This is a genomic window from Siminovitchia jepli (genome assembly GCF_047228825.1).
Classification (GTDB): Bacteria; Bacillota; Bacilli; order Bacillales; family Bacillaceae_C; genus Siminovitchia.
In genome coordinates this window covers 20,934-35,954 of the sequence record NZ_JBFEGN010000009.1, presented here as the reverse complement: position 1 = coordinate 35,954, position 15,021 = coordinate 20,934, and the positions used below count along the sequence as shown (strand labels likewise).

Sequence of the window (15,021 nt, the reverse complement as noted above, 5' to 3'; positions counted from 1 at the left end):
GAATTCCCCCTTCCACTGAATCAAAATCTTGTTAAAAATCCGTGTTCAAAAAGTTGACAAATCAGAAGGCCGATTAAAGGCCCGCGTCCTGTAGCAACGTCGGCACTAGCACATCGTGCGTCGCAAGAAGGGTGGGGCGGCGAAGTTTTGAGCAGCGGAATGTATTTTTAAATACATGAGCAGCGCAAAAACGAGCCAACGAAGAGATTCGCCGCTTATCATTTGGCGACTTTTTAAACATCCTCTAAAAGGAAAAGGGGAAACGGGTGTCCATTTCCCCATATTCCTTCATCTTACTTATCAAGCCACCATTGATGGGGTTTATAAATCGGCACTCTGGGATGGAATTCGTAGCCTTGCATTTCTGCCGGCATGGCCCTGAATTCTATCGGGTAGTAAAGGAATGTGTACGGCTGGTCTTCTGCCAGCTTTGCCTGAATTTCACCAAGCATTTCTTTTCGTTTTTCCTTGTCTTTCTCCTGCAGCTGCTGGTCCATCAGTTTATCAAGCTCGGGATTGGAATACGCGTGAAAGTTTAAGCCTTTTTCAATTTCCTTTGTATGGAAAATACCGCTTGGATCCGGGTCCGTTGCCAGTGCCCAGCCCAAAACAATCGCGTCAAAGTCCCAAACGCCGGGATCCAAATCGGCAATTAGAGAACTGAATTCCACGACCTTTGGCTTCGCCTCAATGCCGACTTCCTTCAGCTGCTCCTGAAGCAGTACGACAATATCCTCGCGGGCTTTGTTTCCTTGGTTGGTTTTTACTTCAAACGAAAATCTCTTGCCGTCTTTTTCAAGAATGCCGTCTTTGCCCGGTTTCCAGCCGGCTTCAGCGAGCAATTTCTTCGCTTTTTCCGGATCGTAATCAAACTTGGGTACATCCGGATTGTATGCCCAGCTTACAGGGCTTTCCGGAACGTGGGCAACTTCCCCGTGTCCTTCCAGAATCTCATTGACGATTGCTTCCCTGTCAATGGCATGAGTGATCGCCTGGCGGACATTTTTATCTTTAAATAATTCGTTGCGCAAGTTGCCGGTGAAAAAAGTATAGGAAAGTGCCAACCCTTCTTCAATTTTAATTCCGGCTTCATCCTGGAAAGATTTAACCGTTTCGATATCGGAAGGCGGGACGCCTGACCAGAAATCAATGTCGCGGTTTTGCAGTTGGGTCAGCATGGCATTTGCATCCGGGATAATTTTAAACGAGATGGAGTCCAAATGCGGCCTGCCTTGATAATAATCTTCAAAAGCTTCCACTTTTACGTATTCCCCGTCTTTCCACTCAACAAATTTAAAGGGACCGGAACCAATCGGTTTTTTCGTATTAAATTCATGCTCGCCAAGATCAGCGATGGGAACATCTTTCAGAATATGCTCCGGCAAGATGCCAAATCCCAAACCAACGGAATGGAATTGGGCGTCTACTCTCTTTAAATGAAATTTGACGGTCAAGTCGTCTACTTTTTCAACACGATCCAGTGCCTCGAATTCAGACATTCTCGGTCCGTCATAATCATCGCTTAACGGAATGCTGTAAGTAAAAACGACATCATCGGCAGTCAAGTCTTCGCCGTCATGGAACTTGATGCCTTCCTTTAATTTGACTGTGTAGGTCAGGCCGTCTTCTGATTCTTCCACAGTTTCAGCGAGCGCATCTGTAGTGGGAGAAAGGTCTTCTTTACTGGAGCCGACCAAGCCCTCGAAAATGAGGTCTTCAATATCGCCGCTCGCCGTATCGTCGGAATAAAGCGGGTTAAAAAGCGTGGGTGATCCGGATGTTCCGATAACCAGATCTCCGCCATCCACTGGCTCCTTATTTTCTGCCGGCGCTTTATCTTCCTTTGGCTTGCCTTCCCCGGTTCCGGTTTTGTTTCCGCTGCACGCGCCAAGAAAAAGCGAAAGGACAAGCATCAAACTGAGCAGTAACCATGCAGGTCTTTTCATCGTACAAACCTCCTTCATTTATGTTGCATAAAACCCCAAAAGAGCGGCGCCATGTATCACCCCTTTCAAAGGATTTTATGATTTTCATATAAATGGCATGCAACAAAATGCTCTGTCTTTATCTCTTGAAAAACCGGCTCAATGTTCCTGCAAATATCCATGGCTGCCGGACAGCGGGTATGGAAGACACATCCTGCCGGCGGATTTGCCGGGTTGGGCACGTCTCCTTTCAAGACGATCCTTTCCCGTTTGACGGCACCCTTTTTCCGGGGAACCGGGACAGCGGACAACAGCGCCTGAGTATACGGGTGGAGCGGGTCTTCATATAAATCCTTTTTATTGGCAAACTCCATGATTTTTCCAAGATACATGACGGCCACCCGGCTGCTGATGTGGCGCACGACGCTCAAGTCATGTGATATGAAAATATAAGTAAGACCGAACTCTTCCTGCAGCTCTTCCATCAAATTGATAATTTGCGCCTGAATGGAGACGTCAAGCGCTGAAACAGCCTCATCCGCAATGATTAATTCAGGCTGGAGGGCCAATGCCCTTGCGATGCCGATCCGCTGGCGCTGGCCGCCTGAAAATTCATGCGGATAGCGGTTCATATAGGAAGGGCTTAGCCCTACCTTCAAGAGAAGTTCGGAAATTTTCTGGTCACGCATTTTTCTGTCGTAAAGACGATGGGTCGTAAAAGGTTCATTCAGGATGGACCTGAGCTGTTTCCTCGGATTCAAGGAAGCATACGGGTCCTGAAAAATCATTTGGATATTTTTTCTGACAAATCGCGTCAGTTCCCGTTCCGGCAATCGAGAGATATCCTTTCCTTTAAACAAAACTTTTCCAGCCGTCGGTTCATACAGGCGGACAAACGTCCTTCCGGCTGTCGACTTTCCGGAACCGGACTCCCCGACAATTCCGAGCGTTTCCCCTTTTTTTACGTACAGGCTGATGCCGTCTACTGCTTTTATTTGGCCAACTGTCTGTTGAAATACCCCCGCTTTGATCGGGAAATGTTTCTTGACATTGATGGCTTCCAATATATATCTGTTTTCTTTTTCGGACGGCCTTTTATTTTTAGCAAGTACAATCGGCATCATCATTCATCCCCCTTGTTATCGTATAAAAAGCAGCGCACTGAACGGTCTGTGTCCACATTTATCAGATGGGGGCTTTCCGCAAGGCAGCGGTCAAATACGTGAGGGCAGCGGGGGGCAAAACGGCAGCCCTTCGGGAAATTTTCCGGTGAGGGAATGTTTCCCTGAACCGGAATCAATTTTCCGGTGTCATGATCGATGGAAGGAATTGATTTAAGCAGGCCAATCGTGTATGGGTGAAGCGGTTCGTCAAACAGGTCGTCCACCGGAGATTCCTCGACCACTTGTCCGCAATACATGACCAGCACTTTGTCGGCTATTTCGGACACAACGCCAAGATCGTGGGTAATTAAAAGAATTGATGTTCCAAAGTTCTCATTTAAATCTTTCATGATGTCCAAAATTTGGGCTTGTATTGTGACATCGAGTGCTGTTGTCGGTTCATCGGCGATCAGCAGTTTGGGATTGCAGCTCATGGCAATGGCGATCATAACCCGCTGTCTCATGCCGCCCGAAAGGCGGTGTGGATAGTCATTCATCATTTCCTTTGCCCGGGAAAATCCGACCATTTTCAGCAACTCTACCGCTTTTGCCGCTGCTTCTTTTTTAGACAGCTTTTTATGGTAGATTAATACCTCCGTAATTTGTTCTCCGATCGTCAAAACAGGGTTTAATGAAGTCATTGGCTCTTGAAAAATCATCGATATGGCATTCCCGCGAACGCGGTACATTTTGTCTTCGGGAAGGGGGAGCAAATCAACACCATCAAATAGTATTTGACCATCTACTATTTTTCCCGGGGGATTCGGAATTAACTTCATGACAGATAAGGATGTCATGCTTTTTCCCGACCCTGACTCACCGACAAGGGCGACTGTTTCTCCTTTGTTGATCTCGATATCCACCCCGTCTACCGCACGGATGACCTTTTTGTCGATGAAAAAATAAGTTTTTAGGTTTTTTACTTTGAGCAAAGCCGTCATTCCTACCACCATCCCTGTTGAAATCGAACGTATTTCAAAATTATAATCATTTGAAAATTCCGATTAAAGTTTTCTCTATAAATATATCACCATTCATTTTTTTATTCATGAGAATAATGGGCTATTCCGTTATGCGGAGGTTTCCGGGACTGGCTGTCATTTTTCCGGGTTTTCCTCTTGGTTACTTACACATGAATGTTCGTAAATACCATTTTCTTTTTTTATTAAAAATATATTATGATCAATAGTAATTCATGACAACTAATTTTTTGCAGAAATTGTAAAAATATGAATGAAATAACATATTGCCCAAACGGCAAATAACCTCCCTTCAAGAGAGGTTACAGTAGGCAAAATGAAAAGAAAAGCTTACCGTTTTCTTCTTTTTGTGCATTAATCTTGTTTATTCAGCCACCACTGGTGAGGTTTATATATCTTATTTTTTGGATGGAATTCATACCCCTCGAGTTCTGCTGGCATTGCCCTGAACTCCGTTGGATAGAAAAGCAAAATATAAGGTTGATCTTCGGCAATTTTTGCTTGAATTTTTCCAATCAGCTCTTTGCGCTTTTCCAGATCTCTTTCTTGAAGCTGAATTTCCATCAGCCTATCAAGTTCAGCATTGGTATAGCCGATAAAATTGAGGCCTTTATCAATTTCCTTTGAGTGAAAAAAGCTGCTTGGGTCCGGATCTGTCCCCAGTAACCAGGCGAAAATGACCGCATCAAAATTCCATACCCCCGGTTTAACATCGTTGATGAGTGTGCTGTAATCTACAAATACCGGCTTTGCTTCGATCCCTGCTTTTTTCAATTGTTCTTGCAAAAGAACGACAATATCTTCTCTTACTCTACTGCCATGGTTTGTCTTCAGCTCAAAGGAAAATCTTTTTCCGTCCTTTTTAAGAATACCGTCTTTTCCCGGTTTCCAGCCGGCATCGGCAAGCATTTTCTTTGCTTTTTCAGGATCGTATTCAAACTTTGGTACATCCGGATTATATGCCCAGCTCAGGGGACTTTCGGGCACATGGGCTACTTGCCCGTGTCCTTCCAAAATTTCATTTACAATTGTCTCCCGATCAATGGCGTGGGCAATTGCCTGGCGAACCTTTTTGTCTTTGAATAATTCATTTCTCATATTTCCGGCAAAAAATGTGTAGGAAAGGGCCAATCCTTCTTCAATTTTGATGTCGATATCATTCTGGAAAGACTTTACTGTTTCAATATCGGAAGCCGGGATGCCTGCATAGAAATCAATATCGCGGTTTTTTAATTGGGTGAGCATCGCATTGGTGTCAGGTACGAATTTCATGGTTATGGTGTCCAAATGGGGCCTGCCTTGATAGTATTCATCAAAAGCTTCAACTTTTACGTACTCTCCATCTTCCCATTCGACAAATTTAAAAGGGCCTGAACCAATCGGTTTTTTTGTGTTAAATTCATGCTCTGCCAGTTCACGAATCGGAACGTCTTTTAAGATGTGTTCTGGCAGGATCCCGAAACTCAATCCAACGGTTTGAAATTGGGCATCAACTTTGTTTAAACGGAATTTGATTGTTTCATCGTCTACTTTTTCAACACTTTCCAATGCTTCAAAGTAGGATTTTCTGGGCCCGTCGTAATCGGGGCTCAGGGGAATGCGATAAGTAAAGACAACATCATCAGCAGTCAGGTCCTCCCCGTCATGAAATTTGATCCCTTCTTTTAATTTGACTGTGTAAGTCAGGCCGTCTTCAGATTCTTCTACATCGGCGGCCAGTTTATCCGTTGCAGGGCTAAAGTCTTCTTTGCTTGAACCGACAAGACCTTCAAAAATGAAATCTTGAATATCTGCACTCACTCCATCATTCGAATACAGCGGATTAAAAAGTATGGGTGAACCGATCGAACCAATAATTAAATCACCGCCATCCACGGGTTTTTTATTATCTGACGGCCTCCCGGCATTCCGAGATTTATGATCATCGGATGCCGTGTTTTGTTCGATGCATCCACCAAGAAACAGTGAAAGAAAAAGTATAATGCCAAGCAGTAACCATGCGGGTTTTTTCATTAAAAGTCCCCTTTCCGTATATGTGGAAAGCCCCCATTATCCTCTTTCAAATCATTTTGCCGTATGATATAGATGACAAGTAACAAAATGCTCTTTCGTTCATGAAAAACAGGCTCAAGACTCCTGCGAATATCCCTGGCCGCCGGGCAGAGGATATGGAATACGCATCCTGCGGGGGATTTGCCAAATTAGGAAAGTTCACTTTCAATACAATTGGTTCGCGGGGTTTGACCAATTTTTCCGTGGATACGGAACTGCTGACAGCAATGCTGTGATGAGGAGCTAATCTTCTCATGGAAATCCTTGATGATATCCGATACTTGTGCTTGTATCGTAACATCGAGTGCAGAGCCTTGGCTAACAGCTCATCGCCATAGCAATCAGAACCCGCTGTTCCGCCTGACAGGGGATGGGGATAGTGTTCATCCATTTTTTTTCACGGAATTCCGACCATGTTCAAAAGCTTAACTGCTTTGCTGGAATCTTCTTTGTTTGATCGTTGTTCATGGTATATTAATATATTTAACGAAGTCATCAGCTCCCGGATCAACAAGATTGATATGCGAAAACTTTGAACAAAAATATCAAATAATTTGTATCAATGATTTTTTTGAATATACCATAAATCAGTATTTTTTTCATGAGTGGAAAGATCTATTAAAAGTATCGGGCAGCTTGCAGGATAGCATAAAAACAGATCGACATCTCCCCCTAATGGCTTATTATTTCGGTTCTATCGGGTCTGAACGTTTGTGAAAGGTTTAACTACCCGGGTTTTCGCAGGTCAAAAGTCCTGAATCCATTTTCTTATAGTACAGTTCCGGTTTATAGGATTATATGACGATATATTTATTCAATTTTTAGCATAAAATGTAAAATTATGCATTTAAAGGCGGGTGCCGGAAGGATGATCATCCTGTCCTCTCATCGATAAGTGTGAACAATGCAGTATGATAAAACCGTTTTGCAATATTTTTCTGAAACTTAAGTCTCGTGTTATATTAAAATGAAAAGGAATGATGGCGATGGAATGGCATTTGAAAACGTTCGATCAATTGACAACGGTTGAACTGTATAAAATATTGCAAGCAAGGGTGGATGTTTTTGTGGTAGAACAGGAATGTGCTTACCGCGAGCTTGATGATCATGATCAGACTGCTTTTCATTTATTTGCTGCCTGTGGCGAAGAAATTGCCGGGTATGCACGAATTTTGCCTCCGGGAAGTACATATCATGAACTTTCGATAGGCAGGGTGCTTGTTCGGAAAACGTATAGAGGAAAAGGCTTGGCGACCGAATTAATAAAAAGGGCCCTAAAGTTTGTTCAGGAAAATACAAAGGTGAATTGCGTGAAAATTCAAGCGCAGGAATATTTATTATCTTTTTATCGCTCATTTGGTTTTGAACCTGTTTCAGAAGTTTATTTGGATGCAGGGATACCGCACGTGGATATGGTTTTACAGGTCCCGGATTAACAAAAATGGCCGCCCGATGGTCCAATGGCGGCATTTTTGCGTTGTTGACGAAAGGTAAATTCTAACGCTGCGCTTGAACAACGCAAGAAACTGGGAAAATCGTCATCCGGAAGATCAAGTCCGATCATGCGTTTTGATCAATCCGTATGGCGTCTTCCTGTAATCAGGTTAATAATAAAGATTATGACCGCTGCCACGAGAAGAATATGAATCAGAGCGCCGCCCACTTTGGCAACAAGTCCAAGAATCCACAGAACAATTAAGATACCGATAATAGTCCAAAGCACATTTTTCACTTCCTTTCGCATGCTTAATCATAAATTACCCAAAAATGAAAAATTGAAACAGAGCTTGTCCATGCAGCAACCATATGTTTCCAAAAGAGCACACGAGGAACCCCGTAATACGATCGGGAACCCCAAAATAAAACCCGCGTAATACGAACCGAAACAGTATGTATCAAATTGTGGAGCAGCCGGCAGCTTACATGGGAGGCCAGGCAGCAGTTTTTGAAGTGAATATGGGGACAGGCAAGAGTATTCGCCTGTCTCTGTTTTTTGTTTTTATAGTGGATCTTCATAAATTGTTCCTTTTTAATTCATTTGTAATTCAGTATAATGTTAAGATGGTATCGTGTTATTTTTAATAAAAGAGGAGAAATCAACATGACCTCTCAGAAAAAGCCCATCCCCAAACTGGATTACGGAATCATTTTAACGGTAATGTTAATGATGATTGCAAGTGTTATTGTCATATACAGTGCCCAGACGACCGGGCAATATGATAGGAATTTTGTATTGAACCAAATCATGTGGTATGTAATCGGTGGATTTGTTGCTGCGTTTGCCATGCAGTTTGATTCCGATCAGCTTAGAAAAGTGTCCTGGTACTTGTATGGATTTGGTTTGTTGATGTTAATCATCTTATTTCTCGCGCCTGGGAACTGGGAATTAACAGAGGAGAGAAACGGTGCTCAAAGCTGGTTTTTTATACCTAAAGTTGGAGCCATTCAGCCGTCGGAGTTAATGAAAGTTTTTACGATTCTTGTCCTTGCAAAAGTTACGGCCGATCATCACGTAAAATTTTTCCGGAAAACGACGAAAACGGATTTTTGGCTCTTGGTCAAGCTGGGTATCATTGTGGCAGCTCCCGTTGCTTTCATTTTAAAACAGCCAGACCTTGGAACATCCCTTGTGTTCCTGGCGATTTTTCTTGGAATAGTGTTTGTTTCCGGGATTACTTGGAAGCTTTTGCTTCCCATTTTTTCTGCTGTGTCTTTATTTGGCGGAATGGTCCTGTATTTTGCCATCAAAAAGCCGGAACTGTTAAAATATGTCGGCGTACAACAATACCAATTTAAGCGGATATACTCATGGATTGATCCATACACGTATCAATCAAAAGAAGGATTCCAGCTCGTGAAATCCCTGCTGGCCATTGGATCGGGGCAAACGAGCGGAAAGGGATTCGGGAACCGCGAAGTGTACATGCCGGAAAGCCATTCTGACTTTATTTTCAGTACGCTCGGCGAGGAATTTGGTTTTATCGGCGGAAGCATTATTATTAGCTTGTTCTTTTTATTGATTTATCAGATTACAAGAGTCGGGCTGGATACGAAAAATCCATTTTACTCGTATATTTGCGTCGGGGTTATCTCGATGATCACGTTTCATGTGTTTCAAAATATCGGCATGACGATCGGGCTTTTGCCGATCACGGGTATCCCGCTTCCTTTCATCAGCTACGGTGGCAGCTCCCTTTTATCCAATATGATGGCGATCGGACTCATACTGTCTGTCCGGTATCATTATAAAAAATATATGTTTTCGTCAGAAGAATAAAATTCAAAAATAAATCTTAAGTCACTTTTGCATCGTTAAAATCACAAAAGATGCAAAGGTGACTTATTTTTATACTTTAGAATGGGATTAATAGTTGGAATGATTTTTGCGAATAAATAAAAAATATCGAACGAGGGCTGGCCGGAGGAGTTTTTACAAAAGATGGGGCACGCGCCATGCGCGTTATTAAGAAATTGCGTGCGGGCATTACCTGGATCAACACGTACCATCCGACGTTTGTCGAAGCGCCGTGGGGCGGCTATAAGCAAAGCGGTATCGGCCGCAGTCTCGGTACGTATGGTCTTGAAGACTTTCAAAAGATCAAACAAATTAATATCAATATGGACGTTGGACCGTCCGGGTGGTTTAAAGAATAAGTATTGGGCCAGCAGAGCGATGTTCGCAAAGCTGGTCTTTTATATATAAAAAAAGAGTCCGCACATGCCCTGTTTCAAAACAGGGCTTTTTGCATAACACGGCATAAATAAACAAGGGAGGTGTGATTTAAAGAATGGAAACCACCAAGCAGCCTGCAATGACTGTTGACCCTTCAAAACCGGAAACAATTCCCAAATTTGTGGATGAATTGCCCATCCCGGAAACAGCAAAACCGAAACACCGCAAAGAAGATAAAGTCTATTATGAAATCACCATGAACGAAACGAGGCATCAGTTTCATAAATTTTTCCCGCCTTCCACTGTATGGGGGTATAATGGCATGTTTCCGGGTCCGACGATTGAAACCGAAACAAACAAACCGGTTTATGTAAAGTGGATGAATAAGCTGCCGGAAAAACACCTTTTCCCCGTGGACAGAACCCTTCACGGAACAATGGGGAACCCTGAAGTCCGGACTGTTGTGCATCTTCACGGGGCCCATGTCGCTTCAGACAGCGATGGTTATCCTGAAGCGTGGTTTTCGCGAGATTTTGCCCGGACCGGGCCGGCTTTTAAAAGAAAAATATACGAATATCCAAATCGTCAAAGAGGGGCCACGCTTTGGTATCATGACCATGCAATCGGGATTACGAGATTGAATGTTTATGCCGGCCTTTCGGGGTTTTATTTGATTCGGGATCCCATTGAGAAGAGACTAAAATTGCCGAGTGGCAAATTTGATGTTCCGTTGATGATTCAGGACAAATCCTTTAATCCTGACGGTTCACTATTTTATCCGCAAAATTCGGATCCTCCTGCGCCTGTAAATCCTTCGGTCCAACCTTTTTTTATCGGAAATACGATCTCCGTGAATGGTAAACTTTGGCCGCGTCTGAAGGTAGAGCCGCGGAGGTATCGATTGAGAATTTTAAACGCTTCCAATACGAATTCTTATACATTAAAGCTTGGAGACGGACGGGAGTTTTATCAAATTGCAACGGACGGAGGGCTGTTGGAAAAACCGGTGAAATTGGAGACTGTTTCATTGGAGCCGGCGGAGAGGACGGAAATTCTCGTTGATTTTTCGACATTCCAGGGGAAAAAGCTCATTCTTCAAAATACGAATTCAGAGGGTGATATGGGGGTCATCATGAGGTTTGATGTCACCTTGCCGCTTTCTGAAAAAGATACAAGTGAAATTCCCGTGAAAATGGATTCCGGGCAGCAATTAACGGAAGATGCGGCCGATAAAACACGGCTGCTTACTTTAAGCGCCATTACGGACCAATATGAAAGGCCGGTTCTTCTGCTCGACAATCGCATGTGGGATGACCTCGTGACGGAAAAACCGGTTCGTGGCAGTACAGAAGTATGGAAATTTATTAATTTGACGGCATTTCCCCATCCCATTCATATTCACCTTGTTCAATTTAAAGTTTTACACCGAAGGCCGTTTGATCTGGAACGATTTCAAGAAAATGGATCAATTATTTATACAGGGCCGGAAATTGCGCCGGATGAATCTGAAAGAGGCTGGAAAGACACAGTAAGAGCTGATCCCGGGATGGTTACAAGTATCATCATGGAATTTAAGGAATACACCGGGGATTACGTGTGGCATTGCCATATTTTAGAACATGAAGATTATGACATGATGAGGCCGATGAGGGTTGTCGGGAAAAAGCATGAACGATAGCATGCATAATGGATAAAAACAAAATCAATTTCAGCATGCAAATCCCAACTTCCGCCCCCCTCGTTAAAAAAGAAAAGCAGACCGCCATGGCCTGCTTTTTCCAAAGAAAAGTATAAATTGGCAGTTCGCCAATTTAATCAATTCCAACCTCTTGCCTCACATCTCAAAGAAAGACGCGCCAGCGTCTTTCTTAAGATCCCTTACTGTACATTCCCGCTATACGGAAATTGATTTGTATATCCGGCATGCTGCTGATACGATTGCTGGATTTTTTGCTCGGTTTCGGCATCGAATGAATACCAGCCTTTTTGGAACATGAGTTCAAACAGTCTCCGCTGTGCATGCTGGGTCTCATTAAAAATCGTCAGCAAGTCGTCGTATAAATGCTGGTGGCTTGCTTCGTGCAGCGCAACTGCATAGCTCCTTGTCATGTATTTTTCCGTAGAAAGCATGTCATTCGTAAAATCCCTGTCATTCATTTGTGGCGTTTTCGGGACTTGTGCGGCCGGATTTTGGATTTTGCGGCCGGCCTGATGGTTTTGATTCATTTGCAACGTGATTGCTCCTTTCCGGCTTACATGAATTGGTTGTTCTGTTGTTTTTCCTGCAAATGGGCCATCAGCATTTCATAATGCCGCTGATGCATTTGCCCGCATTGATCCAATTCGGATTTAATTTCTGTGTCCTGGCATTGCTGCGCAAAGAAATGGGCTTTTTTCATCGTCAGCAAATTCCACGCCAGCATATCATTAATATAGGCCAAATCTTTCGTCGTAATGACGTGGGGCGGCTGTTCCATGATCGGCTGCTGATTTTGTGCTTGCTGTGGATGCATTTGTTCGTTTTGCATTCGTTTCCCTCCTTAAATGGTTTTGCAATAATAGTCTTTGTGGAAAAAATTGTTTTATGCATAGGGCTTGTTTTCTTATCAAAAAGTGGCATCATCATTGCAAATCTTTGCGGAATCAACCGGGAAGAATATACGATAGGGGAACGTCCTTTTTATGATAAAAAAAAATATTTTCATATAATGGATTGCGTCACGTCAAAAATTCCGATATATTAATAAATAACGATACTCATTTTACCAATGAGGTTTTTTTTAAAAATAAAATGAATGAGCATTCATTCAAAAAGTTGCAGAGGAGGAATTGCATTGTCATTTCGCATTCAAAAAGCGGCAGTTCTTGGATCCGGCGTCATGGGTTCCGGCATTGCTGCCCATCTTGCCAACGTGGGGATCCCTGTCATCCTGTTGGATATCGTACCGAAAGAGCTGACTGCAGAAGAGAAGGCGAAAGGCCTGACGCTTGAAGACAAAAAGGTGCGGAACCGAAATGCGGAGCAGGCTTTAAAAAAGCTGTTAAAACAAAAGCCGGCACCGCTGTCCAGCAAAAAGCACATCAACCTCATTACTGCCGGAAATTTGGAAGATGATTTGGAAAAACTCGCAGAAGTGGATTGGATTATTGAAGTCGTTGTTGAAAATCTTGCGGTTAAAAAGCACGTGTTTGAACAGATTGACCAATACAGAAAGCCGGGGACGCTCGTTACTTCCAATACTTCCGGAATTTCGGTTGAAGCAATGGCCGAAGGACGTACGGAGGATTTCCAAAAGCACTTTATGGGCACTCACTTTTTTAACCCGCCCCGTTATTTGAAGCTGCTGGAAATTATTCCGACAGGAAAAACCGATCCCGAAGCATTGGCTTTTATGAAGAAATTCAGTGAGGATGTGCTTGGCAAAGGGGTCGTTATTGCAAAAGATACGCCGAACTTTATTGCCAACAGGATCGGGACATACGGCCTGCTCGTGGCTGTAAGGGAAATGTCTAAGGGCGGATACAGCATCGGGGAAGTGGATTCGGTGACCGGGCCGCTCATCGGAAGACCCAAAAGCGCTACATTCCGGACTCTCGATGTGGTCGGTCTCGACACCTTTGTGCACGTTGCAAACAATGTCTACGAACAAGTCGAAGGCAAAGAAAAAGAAGTATTTAAAGTGCCGGGCTTCATGATGAAAATGCTTGAAAATGGGTGGCTTGGAAGTAAATCGGGGCAAGGCTTTTATTTGAAAAAAGGAAAGGAAATCCTTGAACTCAACCCCGAAACGATGGAATACGAACCAAGAAAGAAACTGAATACCCCGTCTCTTGAAATGGCGAAACAGGCCAAAGGCACGAAAAACAAGTTGAAAGCGCTTATCTATTCGGAAGACCGGGCAGGAAAATTGCTCTGGAACATCACCGCTCCCGTTTTGGCCATTTCTGCTGAACTGCTTGGGGAAATCGCCGATGATATTGTCTCGATTGACCGGGCCATGAAATGGGGGTTCGGCTGGGAACTCGGACCGTTTGAAATGTGGGATGCAATTGGGGTAGAACAGTCCGTACAAAAAATGGAAGCGGACGGCATCCAGGTTCCAGGCTGGGTAAAAGACATGGTTGCCCGCAAAGATGCCAGTTTTTACAAAGAAACGGAAGCCGGAAAGCAATATTACAACAGTGGTGTATATAAGGAAGAAAGCTTGAATCCGAAAGTTATAGACTTGAGGCTGCTAAAAAAACAAGGAAAAGTGTTGAAGAAAAACGCAGGCGCCAGTTTCATGGATATTGGCGACGGTGTTGCGCTGCTTGAATTTCATTCGAAAAGCAACGCCATCGGTTTTGACATTATTCAAATGATCAATTACGCGATTGAAGAAACGGAAAAGCATTTTAAGGGCCTTGTGATTGGCAACCAGGGGAAAAATTTCTGTGTGGGTGCCAACCTGGCAATGATTTTGATGGCGGCCCAGGATGATGATATTTATGAAGTTGATCTTGTCGTCCGCCAATTCCAGCAGGCGATGATGAACATCAAGTACAGCGAAAAGCCGGTTGTAGCAGCTCCATTTGGCATGACGCTCGGCGGCGGGGCGGAAGTATGTCTGCCTGCAGCACGCATACAGGCATCGCTGGAAACGTATATGGGCCTTGTTGAAACAGGGGTAGGCCTGATCCCGGGCGGCGGCGGAAATAAAGAACTTTACATCAAAACATTAAAAAGCTTGCCGGAAGCAATAGAAGTAGATTTGCAAAAAGTGGCAAACAAAGTATTTGAAACGATTGCGATGGCAAAAGTATCCACATCGGCCGAAGAAGCAGCCGAAAATTGCTTTTTGAATGATTTGGACGGCATTTCCATCAACGGCGACCATTTAATCCATGATGCGAAACAGGTTGTCCTTGAGCTTCATAAAAAAGGATACAGGCCGCCGGTCCGTGAAAAAATCCCGGTTACGGGGGAAACAGGATACGCCACTTTACTGCTTGGTGCGGAAGCGATGCGGCTTTCAGGCTACCTATCAGAACATGATATGAAAATAGCGAAAAAACTGGCATATGTCATTGCTGGCGGAAAAGTGCCGTTCGGAACGGAAGTGGATGAACAATATTTGCTCGATCTTGAAAGGGAAGCCTTCCTCAGTCTCGCGGCAGATCCGAAATCCCAGCAGCGCATGCAGCACATGCTCGTGAAAGGAAAACCGTTACGAAACTGATCATAGATT

At 43.8% G+C, this 15,021-nt stretch carries 11 protein-coding genes and 1 pseudogene; 5 read left to right on the top strand and 7 right to left on the bottom strand.

The features are described 5' to 3' along the window. Positions 1-293: 293 nt before the first annotated feature. The 4 genes from AB1L08_RS06120 to AB1L08_RS06105 form a co-directional block, all read right to left on the bottom strand. Positions 294-1,946: a peptide-binding protein gene (locus tag AB1L08_RS06120; protein WP_413063779.1), complete on the bottom strand. Its 1,653-nt coding sequence runs from the start codon at positions 1,944-1,946 to the stop codon at positions 294-296. 65 nt (positions 1,947-2,011) lie between these two features. Continuing rightward, positions 2,012-3,046, bottom strand: coding sequence for an ABC transporter ATP-binding protein (locus AB1L08_RS06115; RefSeq protein WP_413063819.1), 1,035 nt, complete (start codon positions 3,044-3,046; stop codon positions 2,012-2,014). A 2-nt stretch (positions 3,047-3,048) separates the two neighbouring features. Continuing rightward, entirely contained in the window at positions 3,049-4,029 is a 981-nt protein-coding gene (locus tag AB1L08_RS06110) for an ABC transporter ATP-binding protein (protein ID WP_413063778.1), read from the bottom strand. 393 nt (positions 4,030-4,422) lie between these two features. Beyond that, positions 4,423-6,081, bottom strand: a complete 1,659-nt coding sequence (locus tag AB1L08_RS06105) for a peptide-binding protein (RefSeq protein ID WP_413063777.1) — start codon at positions 6,079-6,081, stop codon at positions 4,423-4,425. A gap of 1,025 nt (positions 6,082-7,106) precedes the next feature. Between AB1L08_RS06105 and AB1L08_RS06100 the strand changes: the two genes are divergently transcribed. After that, positions 7,107-7,556 (top strand): GNAT family N-acetyltransferase, encoded by a 450-nt coding sequence (locus AB1L08_RS06100; RefSeq protein ID WP_413063776.1) that lies wholly within the window; start codon positions 7,107-7,109, stop codon positions 7,554-7,556. A 137-nt stretch (positions 7,557-7,693) separates the two neighbouring features. Here AB1L08_RS06100 and AB1L08_RS06095 read toward each other — a convergent pair whose 3' ends face one another. After that, positions 7,694-7,843, bottom strand: coding sequence for a lmo0937 family membrane protein (locus AB1L08_RS06095; protein ID WP_413063775.1), 150 nt, complete (start codon positions 7,841-7,843; stop codon positions 7,694-7,696). Positions 7,844-8,221: 378 nt separating this feature from the next. Between AB1L08_RS06095 and rodA the strand changes: the two genes are divergently transcribed. The 3 genes and pseudogenes from rodA to AB1L08_RS06080 all read left to right on the top strand — a co-directional run bounded on the left by rodA (position 8,222) and on the right by AB1L08_RS06080 (position 11,471). Beyond that, entirely contained in the window at positions 8,222-9,397 is a 1,176-nt protein-coding gene (gene rodA, locus AB1L08_RS06090) for a rod shape-determining protein RodA (RefSeq protein ID WP_413063774.1), read from the top strand. A gap of 134 nt (positions 9,398-9,531) precedes the next feature. Further along, positions 9,532-9,774, top strand: a pseudogene (locus AB1L08_RS06085) (aldehyde dehydrogenase family protein); the annotation flags it as partial. Positions 9,775-9,908: 134 nt separating this feature from the next. Next, positions 9,909-11,471 carry a multicopper oxidase family protein gene (locus tag AB1L08_RS06080; protein WP_413063773.1) on the top strand — a complete coding sequence of 521 codons (1,563 nt, stop codon included), beginning with the start codon at positions 9,909-9,911 and terminating at the stop codon, positions 11,469-11,471. Between the two features lie 200 nt (positions 11,472-11,671). On the opposite strand, the gene AB1L08_RS06075 is transcribed toward AB1L08_RS06080, so the two are convergent. Both AB1L08_RS06075 and AB1L08_RS06070 read right to left on the bottom strand, forming a co-directional pair. Continuing rightward, positions 11,672-12,019, bottom strand: coding sequence for a spore coat protein (locus AB1L08_RS06075; RefSeq protein ID WP_413063818.1), 348 nt, complete (start codon positions 12,017-12,019; stop codon positions 11,672-11,674). Positions 12,020-12,045: 26 nt separating this feature from the next. Then, positions 12,046-12,321 (bottom strand): hypothetical protein, encoded by a 276-nt coding sequence (locus AB1L08_RS06070; protein WP_413063772.1) that lies wholly within the window; start codon positions 12,319-12,321, stop codon positions 12,046-12,048. A 306-nt stretch (positions 12,322-12,627) separates the two neighbouring features. Between AB1L08_RS06070 and AB1L08_RS06065 the strand changes: the two genes are divergently transcribed. After that, positions 12,628-15,012, top strand: coding sequence for a 3-hydroxyacyl-CoA dehydrogenase/enoyl-CoA hydratase family protein (locus AB1L08_RS06065; RefSeq protein WP_413063771.1), 2,385 nt, complete (start codon positions 12,628-12,630; stop codon positions 15,010-15,012). Positions 15,013-15,021: the final 9 nt, after the last annotated feature.

What these genes read in the sequence shown, in the direction of transcription:
- AB1L08_RS06120 (WP_413063779.1), bottom strand. Translation starts at nt 1,946, where the DNA reads ATGAAAAGACCTGCATGGTTACTGCTCAGTTTGATGCTTGTCCTTTCG.
- AB1L08_RS06075 (WP_413063818.1), bottom strand. Translation starts at nt 12,019, where the DNA reads ATGAATCAAAACCATCAGGCCGGCCGCAAAATCCAAAATCCGGCCGCA.
- AB1L08_RS06100 (WP_413063776.1), top strand. Translation starts at nt 7,107, where the DNA reads ATGGAATGGCATTTGAAAACGTTCGATCAATTGACAACGGTTGAACTG.
- AB1L08_RS06105 (WP_413063777.1), bottom strand. Translation starts at nt 6,081, where the DNA reads ATGAAAAAACCCGCATGGTTACTGCTTGGCATTATACTTTTTCTTTCA.
- rodA (WP_413063774.1), top strand. Translation starts at nt 8,222, where the DNA reads ATGACCTCTCAGAAAAAGCCCATCCCCAAACTGGATTACGGAATCATT.
- AB1L08_RS06115 (WP_413063819.1), bottom strand. Translation starts at nt 3,046, where the DNA reads ATGCCGATTGTACTTGCTAAAAATAAAAGGCCGTCCGAAAAAGAAAAC.
- AB1L08_RS06110 (WP_413063778.1), bottom strand. Translation starts at nt 4,029, where the DNA reads ATGACGGCTTTGCTCAAAGTAAAAAACCTAAAAACTTATTTTTTCATC.
- AB1L08_RS06070 (WP_413063772.1), bottom strand. Translation starts at nt 12,321, where the DNA reads ATGCAAAACGAACAAATGCATCCACAGCAAGCACAAAATCAGCAGCCG.
- AB1L08_RS06080 (WP_413063773.1), top strand. Translation starts at nt 9,909, where the DNA reads ATGGAAACCACCAAGCAGCCTGCAATGACTGTTGACCCTTCAAAACCG.